This window comes from Streptomyces thermovulgaris (genome assembly GCF_002155915.1).
GTDB lineage: Bacteria > Actinomycetota > Actinomycetes > Streptomycetales > Streptomycetaceae > Streptomyces > Streptomyces thermovulgaris.
The window spans coordinates 1-9,777 of the sequence record NZ_MUME01000180.1 but is presented as its reverse complement, the minus strand read 5'-3'; the positions used below and the strand labels follow the sequence as shown (position 1 = coordinate 9,777).

Annotated in this window: 8 protein-coding genes, 1 pseudogene and 1 riboswitch; of the genes and pseudogenes, 7 read left to right on the top strand and 2 right to left on the bottom strand. The window is 73.1% G+C overall.

The genetic code is table 11. The features are described 5' to 3' along the window. The first annotated feature begins 349 nt into the window (after positions 1 to 349). From CCN35_RS15770 to CCN35_RS15740, 7 genes are all read left to right on the top strand, one after another. A complete protein-coding gene (locus CCN35_RS15770) occupies positions 350 to 1,087 on the top strand; it encodes an SIR2 family NAD-dependent protein deacylase (protein ID WP_086793200.1) in 738 nt (245 codons plus the stop codon). Between the two features lie 702 nt (positions 1,088 to 1,789). Further along, positions 1,790 to 2,425, top strand: coding sequence for a DUF4352 domain-containing protein (locus CCN35_RS15765; RefSeq protein WP_107501057.1), 636 nt, complete (start codon positions 1,790 to 1,792; stop codon positions 2,423 to 2,425). A gap of 219 nt (positions 2,426 to 2,644) precedes the next feature. Beyond that, a complete protein-coding gene (locus tag CCN35_RS15760; protein WP_086793196.1) occupies positions 2,645 to 4,594 on the top strand; it encodes a TerD family protein in 1,950 nt (649 codons plus the stop codon). 165 nt (positions 4,595 to 4,759) lie between these two features. Next, positions 4,760 to 4,944, top strand: a riboswitch (cobalamin riboswitch). 30 nt (positions 4,945 to 4,974) lie between these two features. Beyond that, a complete protein-coding gene (locus tag CCN35_RS15755; protein ID WP_067389045.1) occupies positions 4,975 to 5,682 on the top strand; it encodes an energy-coupling factor ABC transporter permease in 708 nt (235 codons plus the stop codon). Then, positions 5,682 to 6,053, top strand: a complete 372-nt coding sequence (locus CCN35_RS15750) for an energy-coupling factor ABC transporter substrate-binding protein (RefSeq protein WP_067389047.1) — start codon at positions 5,682 to 5,684, stop codon at positions 6,051 to 6,053. The genes CCN35_RS15755 and CCN35_RS15750 overlap by 1 nt, the downstream gene beginning before the upstream one ends. Before the next feature lie 5 nt (positions 6,054 to 6,058). After that, positions 6,059 to 6,811, top strand: coding sequence for a cobalt ECF transporter T component CbiQ (cbiQ, locus tag CCN35_RS15745; protein WP_067389049.1), 753 nt, complete (start codon positions 6,059 to 6,061; stop codon positions 6,809 to 6,811). After that, positions 6,808 to 7,680: an energy-coupling factor ABC transporter ATP-binding protein gene (locus tag CCN35_RS15740; RefSeq protein WP_086793194.1), complete on the top strand. Its 873-nt coding sequence runs from the start codon at positions 6,808 to 6,810 to the stop codon at positions 7,678 to 7,680. The genes cbiQ and CCN35_RS15740 overlap by 4 nt, the downstream gene beginning before the upstream one ends. A 26-nt stretch (positions 7,681 to 7,706) precedes the next feature. Here the strand turns inward: CCN35_RS15740 and CCN35_RS15735 are convergent. Together CCN35_RS15735 and CCN35_RS15730 are read right to left on the bottom strand one after the other, a co-directional pair. After that, positions 7,707 to 8,221, bottom strand: a pseudogene (locus CCN35_RS15735) (O-acetyl-ADP-ribose deacetylase). After that, positions 8,218 to 9,627: a phytoene desaturase family protein gene (locus tag CCN35_RS15730; RefSeq protein ID WP_067389055.1), complete on the bottom strand. Its 1,410-nt coding sequence runs from the start codon at positions 9,625 to 9,627 to the stop codon at positions 8,218 to 8,220. Before CCN35_RS15730 ends, CCN35_RS15735 begins: the two are co-directional and overlap by 4 nt. Positions 9,628 to 9,777 lie beyond the last annotated feature (150 nt).

Below are 9,777 nucleotides of genomic sequence, written 5' to 3'. Positions count from 1 at the left end.
CGCCAAGAAGATAACGGGGGGCGGTGCGGTACTGGCAGGCGGCGCCCTCCTCGCCCTGGGACGGCGCGTCCCCGGCATCATGCAGCTGGTCCTCCTCGGGAGCGGGGCCCTGCTGGTCCCTTCCATGGTTTCCGGTTGACCGGACGGCGGACGACACGCGAGCGCACGCCGGCAAAACGCCCCGAGCACCGCCCCTGCGGTCTTCCGGTGTCCGAAAGACGCTGCCGGCGCTGCGGCTCTCCCCGGCGGACGGGCGGGGCTCCTCGCGGGAAGCCCCGTCACGGCGCCGCCGGGCGGGCACGCCGGGTACTCGTTCGCCTCGAACGGGCAGGCGTCCTACTCTCGGCTCATGAACAAGCCACTCGTCGCCATCCTCAGTGGTGCGGGTATCTCCACCGATTCCGGAATCCCCGATTACCGCGGCCCGAACGGGCTGTGGCGGAAGGATCCCGAGGCCGAGAAGCTCGTGACCTACGGCTACTACATGAACGACCCGGACATCCGGCGCCGTTCATGGCAGATGCGCCGCAAGAACCGCGCCCTCACGGCCGAACCGAACGCCGCACACCGGGCCGTGGCCGAGCTGGAACGCTCCGGTGTCCCGGTGCGGGTCATCACACAGAACGTGGACGGACTGCACCAGCTCGCCGGAATGCCCGCCCGCAAGGTCCTCGAACTGCACGGCAACGTACGCAGCGTGGTGTGCACGCGGTGCAAGGCGCGCGGCTCGATGGAGGACGCCCTCGCCCGGGTGGAGGCCGGCGAGGAGGACCCGCCGTGCCGGGACTGCGGCGGCATCCTGAAGTCGGCCACCGTCATGTTCGGCGAACGTCTCGGCCCCGAAGTCCTCGGCGAGGCCGTCGCCATCTCCAGGGCCTGTCAGATCTTCATCGCCGTCGGCACCAGCCTCCAGGTGCAGCCCGCCGCCGGTCTCGCCGGCATCGCCGCCGACCACGGCGCCCGGCTCATCATCGTCAACGCCGAGCCGACCCCCTACGACGACCTCGCCGACGAGGTCATCCGTGAACCCATCGGCACCGCACTGCCCGCACTGCTGCGCAGGATCAGCACCGGGAGCGACGCCTGACGCCCGCCGGTGCACGTGGGCGCGGGTTCAGGCGGATGCGGGCCGCACGCTCCCGACACCCCATGGAGGAGAGCGAGTTCACCGGCGTGCCCTTGAGGAAACGACCGTCCTTGGGGACATGACTCCGGCTCACCACCGGGAACTCGCCTCCCGCGGCAACGGTTGACACCGGTGGTCCGCACGGCAGGCCGACGGCGCCCGGGCGTACGAGCGTGCCTTCATGAACGGGTCTCAGAACGATCCGGACGGCGCAAGAAGCGCCGCCCTGTGCCGACGGCCGGCCCTTCCCCCGTGGACGACGGCCGCGGCCGTCTCCGCCTGGTTCCCGTCCGCCCAAAAGGTGAAGGTGTCCGGCCAAGGTCCGACGAGGGACGCCCATCGGCTCGCTCCGGCCCCTTCCCGGCCGCCGCCGAGAAGCCGTCCACCAGCCCGTCCACCGCCGTCCGGTCCGCAGGTCCACCGGCTCATCCCCCTCGATCCCCTCGGTCCACTGACCGTCCACGGGCCTGTCCTCCCCGGGACGGTCCGCGTCTGCCGGCAACCGGCCGTGCCCCGAAGAAGCGAAGAAGATCACTTGCGGAGCGGCTCCGTCCCTCTCATCCCCTATTGATCACGATCGGGTGAACATCCCGGACGCACGGAACCGCACAACATCCCCACATGTCGCTCATTCCGAACACGCGGACATTCCGAGAGGAACACATGAGCCAGCAGCACCCGCCCCGGCCCTACCCGCAGCAGCAGCCCCAGCCCGGATACGGCTACCCGGCGCCGCAGCCGCCGAAGAAGAGCAATGCCGGCAAGATCATCGGCTTCGGGTGTCTGGGAGTCGTCGGCCTGTCCGTTCTGCTGGGCGTCGTGGGCGCCGTCGTCAGCAGCGGCGGCCCCGATGACGGCAAGGGGACGTCAGCCGTCGCCGAGAAGATCCCGGGCGGCAAGAACGAGGGTTCCGACCAGAAGGCCCCTGCGGACGACACGTCCGGCAAGGAGAAGGAGGAGGCCGCCTCCGAGGGCCCGGTGAAGATCACCGCGAAGAAGACCGCCTTCTCCAAGGGCATCCTCGCCGACAGCAGCGACTACACCAGCGTGCTCATCACCATCACCAACAACGGCGACAAGCCGATCGACGTGAACCCGCTGTACTTCACCATCACCGACACCAACGGCACCAAGCACACCGCCGAACTCGGCGTCGACGACGAGCAGATCGACACGGTCGAGCTCGCCCCCGGCGAGAACACCACCGGCACCGTCACCGGCAAGGGCAGCTTCACCGCGAAGTACGTCACCTACACCGACGGCTTCCTCGGCGACCCGGTCCGCGCCGATGTCTCCTGACACCGCACCAGCACACGGCCACGGCCCCCGCTCGCCCAGGGCAGCGGGGGCCGCCGCCATCAACCACGCACCCCGAGGAGCCGTGCGACGCCGCACCGAGGGCGGTTCAGGCGCGGGACGCCCCGGTCCGACGGGGATCCGGCGCCGGCACCGAAGGACATACAGGGATGAAAGGGCATCCGGGTTGAAGGGTGGCGTATGGGTCAACATCCTTCTGTCATGTCTCTCGCTTCCCCTGCCTTCGACCTGTCCGGCCTGCGCGACTACGCCTTCGACTGGGCGTTGGTGGATGTGGAGACCTCGGGGCTGGTCGCACGCCGCGACCGGGTGCTGTCCGTGGCCGTGGTGACGCTGGGGCCGGACGGCAAGCAGACCGGGGAGTACTCGACACTGCTGAATCCCGGCTGCGATCCCGGTCCCGTGCGGGTGCACGGGCTGACTCCCGAACGGCTGCGCGGAGCGCCCCGCTTCGAGGAGGTGGCCGGGCGGATCGGCGCAATGCTCCAGGACCGGGTGCTGGTCGCGCACAACGCCCAGTTCGACTACGACTTCCTCGCGCACGAGTTCGCACGGGCAGGTCTACGGCTGCCCGTCACGCGACGACTGTGCACACTGGCGCTGAACCGGCGGATCGACCCGCCCACCCGCGATCTGAAGCTGGGGACGCTCGCCGCGCACTACGGCGTCACGCAGGTGAGGGCGCACGACGCACTCGACGACACCCGGGTCCTGGCCGGGGTGCTGCGGGCCTCGCTGCGGGAGGCGGCACGGCTGGAGCTGCCCCTGCCTCTGGTGGCCTGCCCGCCGCGGCAGGACGCCCGGTTCGCGCCGCGCCCGCCCAGGACGCCGTGCGCCTTCCGCAACCCCGGGCGTCTCACCGCGGGCGGGCCGCTGGTGCAGGGCATGAAAGTGGCCGTCACCGGAGAGACCCGGACCCCGCGGGCCGTGCTGGTGGAGCGGGCCGTCGCCGCCGGGTTGAACGTGGTGTCCTCCGTCAGCCGGCACACCAGCGTCCTGGTCGCCGACGACTCCTCCGCCGGCACCGCCAAGGCCCGGCGGGCACGGGCGGACGGCGTGCCCATCATCGACGAGCAGACCTTCCTGGAACTGCTGGACGACGTACGGCCGGGAACTCCGCACGAGGCGGCGGACCCCGCTCCCCCGAGCACGCCCGCGCCGCTGCCCGCTGTGCCCGCGCAGCGGTCCCCCGACCGTGCCGAGACCGCCGGTCCCCGGCCTCCAGCCACCGCTCCCACTCCTTCTCCCGCTCCTCCCACCCCTCTTTCTCCCGCCACGGGCTCAAGAACACGGCCCGGCCCCGACGAGCCGGAGCACCAACCGAGGCCCGCCCGGCGCCGTGCGCGGCCGAACGGTCCCCTGGCCGGGCGGCGTGTGCTCGTCCTGGGCGGCACGCACCCCCAGGCCGCAAAGGCCCGTGCGCGCATCGTCGAGCTCGGAGGCGCCGCCGCCATCAACCTGTCCGCGAGCGTCACCGACGTCGTCCTGCTCCCCGGCGGTGAGACCGACCGCCGTATGCGGCGCATCACCGCGCTCGCCGTGCCCACGCACGACGCCGCCTGGCTCGACGCCCCGGTCCTCGAGCAGGGCGCCGACGACCGGCGCCCGGCCCCTCGGGTGCTGCCGCGCGGCGGCGTCGTCGACCTTCCCGGCCCGGACGAGCGGACCCCGGCGTCCCCCTGGACCGTCACGGCCTCCTGGGCGCCGCAGACGACGTGCGAGATCGACGTGGTCGCGTTCGTGCTCGACGAGGACGAACAGGTGGCCTTCGACGAGGACTTCGTCTTCTACGGTGCCCCGGAGAACCCCGGTGGGACGGTACGGCTGCTCAGCGACGGACCGACCGAGCAGACCATCAGCATCGACCCCGCCACGCTGCCGCCGTCGGCCCGGCGCGTCGTCGTCGCGGCCGCCATCGACGGCACGCCCACCTTCGGCGACGTCGGCGCCATTCAGATCAGCTCCGGTCCCGGCACCAGCGCCGCGCCGTTCGTCCAGGCCACCGTGGACGCCGCGACCACCGAGCGCACCATGCTGCTCGCCGAGATCTACCGTCGCGGCCCCCGCTGGCGGCTTCGTGTCGTCGGCCAGGGCTACAACCACGGCCTGGACGCCCTCGCCCGTGGGTACGGCGTCGACGTCGTCGACTGATCCGGCCGGCCCGCGCGGCGGGCGCCTGGTGCCTCCGCGTCGCCGTCGAAGGACAGGAACCGCGCCTCCTCGACGGCGACGCGAAGGCGCGGCAGCGGGAAGGCCGACAGGTCCGGTGCGTCCGTGCGCTCTTCGGCCGTGCTTGTCAGCGCCTTCCGGCGGGCACTACGCTCACCATGCCTCGGTGAACGGGAAATCCGGTGTGATGCCGGTGCGGCCCTCGCCACTGTGATCGGGAAGTCCGGCTCCGGCCCTTCGTGGGCAGCCACTGGGCCTTCATGGGCCTGGGAAGGCGGAGTCCGGGCGCTTCACCCGTCAGCCAGGAGACCGGCCGAGGCGCGTCAACCATCCACGAGGTGTTGGAGAGGGTCTGCCGAGCCATGCACATAGCCGAGGGCTTTCTGCCCCCGGCGCACGCGGTCGCCTGGGGCGTCGCGTCCGCGCCGTTCGTCGTCCACGGAGTACGGTCGCTCACCCGTGAGGTCAGGAAGCACCCGGAGAGCACATTGCTCCTCGGCGCCTCCGGTGCCTTCACCTTCGTCCTGTCCGCTCTGAAACTGCCGTCGGTCACCGGCAGTTGCTCCCATCCGACCGGCACCGGGCTGGGCGCCATCCTGTTCCGGCCGCCGGTGATGGCGGTGCTGGGCACCATCACGCTGCTCTTCCAGGCGCTGCTGCTGGCCCACGGCGGGCTGACCACGCTCGGCGCCAATGTCTTCTCCATGGCGGTCGTCGGCCCCTGGGTGGGGTACGGCGCCTACCGGCTGCTGCGCCGCTGTGACGTGCCGCTGATGGTCGCGGTGTTCTTCGGTGCGTTCGCCGCCGATCTGTCCACCTACTGCGTCACCTCCGTGCAGCTGGCGCTCGCCTTCCCCGACCCGGCCGGCGGAGTCCTGGGAGCGCTCGGCAAGTTCGGTTCGGTCTTCGCCGTGACGCAGATCCCGCTGGCGGTGAGCGAGGGGCTGCTCACGGTGCTCGTGATGCGGCTGCTGGTGCAGTCCAGCAAGGGCGAGCTGACCCGGCTGGGCGTGCTCGTGGCCGGCGGGCGGACCGAGGCGAGGGCGACCGGCACCGGGGCGGTGGCGTGATGAGGAAGAACACGAGGATCAACCTCCTGCTGCTGCTCGCCGTGGTCGCGCTCGCCGTGCTGCCCCTGGCGCTCGGGCTCGGCGACCACAGGGAGGAGCCGTTCACCGGCGCCGACGCCGAGGCAGAGACCGTGATCACCGAGATCGAACCGGACTACGAGCCGTGGTTCTCCCCGCTGTACGAACCGCCCTCCGGGGAGATCGAGTCGGCGCTGTTCGCCGTGCAGGCCGCTCTCGGCGCGGGCGTGCTCGCCTACTACTTCGGGCTCCGCCGGGGCCGTCGGCAGGGCGAGCAGCGGGCCCGCGCACGGCAGGCCGCCACCGAGGACGCCGGGAGCACCGCCGGGGAGTCCGAGGTCCAGGGGTCCTGAGTCCGGTGCTGCCGATCGACGCGGCGGCGCACAGCAGTCGCTGGCGCCGCCGCCATCCCGTGGACAAGGCCGTGCTCGGACTGGGACTGACCGTCCTGGCGATCGCCCTGCCGCCCTGGCCGGGCGCGGCCCTGGTGCTCCTCACCGCACTCGTGGTGCTGCTGGGCCCGGCCGGGGTGCCGGCCCGGCGGCTGTGGCGTGCCTACCGGGTGCCCCTGGGCTTCTGCGTCACCGGAGCCGCCACCCTCCTCGTCCAGGTCGGCGGCCCCGAGGGGGTGCTGTCCCTCGCCGACGACGGGCCGCGCCGCGCCGGGGAGCTGCTGCTGCGCACCTCGGCCGCCTCCCTCGGCGTGCTGCTGTTCGCCTTCACCACCCCGATGTCCGACCTGCTGCCCCGGCTGATCAAGGCCGGGGTGCCCGGCCCGGTCGTGGACGTCGCCCTGGTGACCTACCGCATGAGCTCTCTGCTGCTGGACTCGGTGCGCCGGATCCGTGAGGCCCAGGCCGCCCGGCTCGGACACACCACCCGGGCCGCGGCCTGGCGCTCCCTGGCCGGACTCGGCGCCACCGCCTTCGTCCGCGCCTTCGACCGGGCCTCCCGGCTCCAGGCCGGACTCGCCGGGCGCGGCTACGACGGCACCCTGCGGGTGCTGGTGCCCGAGGCCCGGATCTCCGTCCGGTTCACCCTCGGCAGCGTGGTGCTCCTCGGTTGCGTCGCCGCTGTCACCTTCCTGCTGAAAGGGCCCCTGTCGTCATGAGTGAGCCGGGCAAGCCGGTGCTGGTCTCCCTGCGGGGGGCGTCCTTCGCCTACGAGGACGGCCCCACCGTCCTCGAGGACCTCGACTTCGACATCCGCGAGGGACGCGCGCTCGTTCTGCTCGGCCGCAACGGCAGCGGCAAGACCACCTTGCTGCGGCTGCTCAGCGGGGGGCTGCGGCCCCGCACCGGACGGCTGACCGTCGAGGGACGGCCGGTGACGTACGACCGCAAGGGGCTGACCCGGCTGCGGACCACCGTCCAGCTGGTCGTCCAGGATCCCGACGACCAGCTCTTCGCCGCCTCCGTCGCCCAGGACGTGTCGTTCGGGCCGCTCAACCTCGGCCTGCCAAAGACCGAGGTCCGGGCCCGGGTCGACGAGGCCCTCGACGCCCTCGGCATCACCCGTCTGGCCGACCGGCCCACCCATCTGCTCTCCTACGGGCAGCGCAAACGCGCCGCCATCGCCGGTGCGATCGCCATGCGGCCCCGTGTGCTCGTCCTCGACGAGCCGACCGCCGGTCTCGACCCGGACGGGCAGGAGCGGCTGCTCGCCACCCTCGACGAGCTGCGGGCGGGCGGCACCACGGTCGTCATGGCCACCCATGACGTCGATCTCGCCCTGCGCTGGGCCGACGACGCGGCCCTGCTCACCCCGGAGGGGGTGCGGACCGGGCCGGCGGCGGTGATGCTGGCCCGTACGGATCTGCTCCGGCAGGCGGGGCTGCGGCTGCCGTGGGGCGTCGCGGCGGCGGAACTGCTGCTCGCGCAGGGCCTGTTGACGGATGCCGCCGCCGCTCCACGCACCCCGGAGGAGCTGTCCGCGTTCCTGCGGGCCGACGCCGCCTCCCCGGTCCGCGCCGACGGCTGAGGCGCCCGGGACACGGGCGGCCGGGGTCAGCCGACCCGTGCGGCGAACGCCCGGTACGCCATGTCGTCGAAGAGCACGAACCGCACCTCCTCGACGGCGGTCCCGGTCCGCCGGACGGTCTCCACCGCGATCCGGCCGCGTCGTCCATCGGCCAGCGGTAGACGCCGGTGGAGATGGCCGGGAAGGCGACCGTCCGTGCGCCGAGTTCGTCGGCGACACGGAGGGACTCGCGGTAGCAGGAGGCCAGCAGGTGCGAGCGGTCCTCGGTGCGGCTGTGGACGGGGCCGACGGTGTGGATCACCCAGCGGGCGTCCAGTTCACCGGCCGTCGTGGCGACCGCCTGGCCGGTGGGCAGGCCCTTGCCGTAGCGGGAGGCGCGCAGGGCGCGGCACTCCTGGAGGATCGCGGGGCCGCCGCGGCGGTGGATGGCGCCGTCGACGCCTCCGCCGCCGAGGAGGGAGGAGTTGGCGGCGTTGACGATCGCGTCGACGCGCTGCCGGGTGATGTCGCCTCGGACGAGGGTGAGGGTGGGGGACGTCATGACTGCCGCAGCCTCCGCCAGACGGCCTTCGCCGCGTTGTGCCCCGACATGCCGTGCACTCCGGGGCCCGGCGGGGTGGCCGAGGAGCAGAGGAAGACGGCCGGGTGCGGGGTGCTGTACGGGAAGAGGGACGGCTTGGGACGCAGCAGGAGCTGGAGCCCGGAGGCCGCGCCGGAGGCGATGTCGCCGCCGACGTAGTTGGCGTTGCGGGCGGCGATCTCGGGCGGGCCGGCGACGGCACGGGCGAGGACACGGTCGCGGAAGCCGGGGGCGTAGCGCTCCAGCTGGCGTTCCACGGCGTCGGTGAGGTCTCCGGTCCAGCCGTTGGGGACATGGCCGTACACCCAGAAGACCTGTTTCCCGGCGGGTGCGCGGCCGGGGTCGGCGACGCTGGGCTGGACCGTGATGAGGAAGGGCCGGTCGGGTGCGCGGCCCTCGCGGGAGGCGGCGCGCAGCGCGGCGCCGATCTCGGCGCTGTTCGCGCCGATCTGCACGGTGCCGGCGCGGCGGGGTTCCTCCGCGGTCCACGGGACCGGCCCGTCCAGCGCATAGTCGATCTTGAAGACGGCGGCGCCGTAGCGGTAGCCGTCGTAGTACCGGCCGAGGCCGGCGATGCGGGCCAGCGCGGTGGGCGAGGTGTCGAAGACGTACGCCCGTGCGGGCGGCAGGTCGTCGAGGCGCTTGACCTCGTAGTCGGTGTGCAGGGCGCCGCCGAGGTCCTTCAGACAGGCGGCGAGCGCGTCGGAGATCGCCTGGGAGCCGCCGCGGGCGACCGGCCAGCCGCGGGCGTGCGCGGCCAGCGCGAAGACCAGGCCGATCGCGCTGGTGGCGAAGCCGCTGAGCGGGGAGATGACGTGCGCGACGAGACCGGCGAAGAGGGTCCTGGCGCGCTCGTCGCGGAAGCGTCGCATCAGCCAGGTGGACGGGGGCAGGCCGACCAGCCCGAAGCGGGCGAGGGTGACCGGGTCGCGGGGCAGCGCGGTCAGGGGCAGCGACATGAAGTCGCGGACCAGGGTGTCCCACCGGGGCAGGAACGGCTCGACCAGCCTGCGGTACGCCCCCGCGTCGCGCGGCCCGAAGGAGGCGGCCGTCTCGGCGACCGACCGGGACAGCACGGCCGCGGTGCCGTCCGGGAAGGGGTGGGCCATGGGCAGCGGGGCGTGCAGCCACTGCAGACCGTAGCGCTCCAGGGGCAGGGCGCGGAACGCGGGCGAGTTGATGCCGAGGGGGTGCGCGGCGGAGCACGGGTCGTGCCGGAAGCCGGGCAGGGTGAGCTCCTCGGTGCGGGCGCCGCCGCCGATGGTCTCACGCGCCTCGAACACGGCCACGGAGAAGCCGCGGCGGGCGAGTTCCACGGCGGCCGTCAGGCCGTTCGGTCCCGCACCCACCACGACCGCATCGAGCATCGACGGCACCTTCGGACCCCTTCGTCAGCCGATGGCCACTCGGGGCCAGGATATGCCGCGGGACCGGCACTCCGGAGGCCGGACGCCCGGACGGCCTCGGGGACGGCCTCAGACCGGCGTCCGGAGCCGGGTGGTCCGGCGCCGGACCAC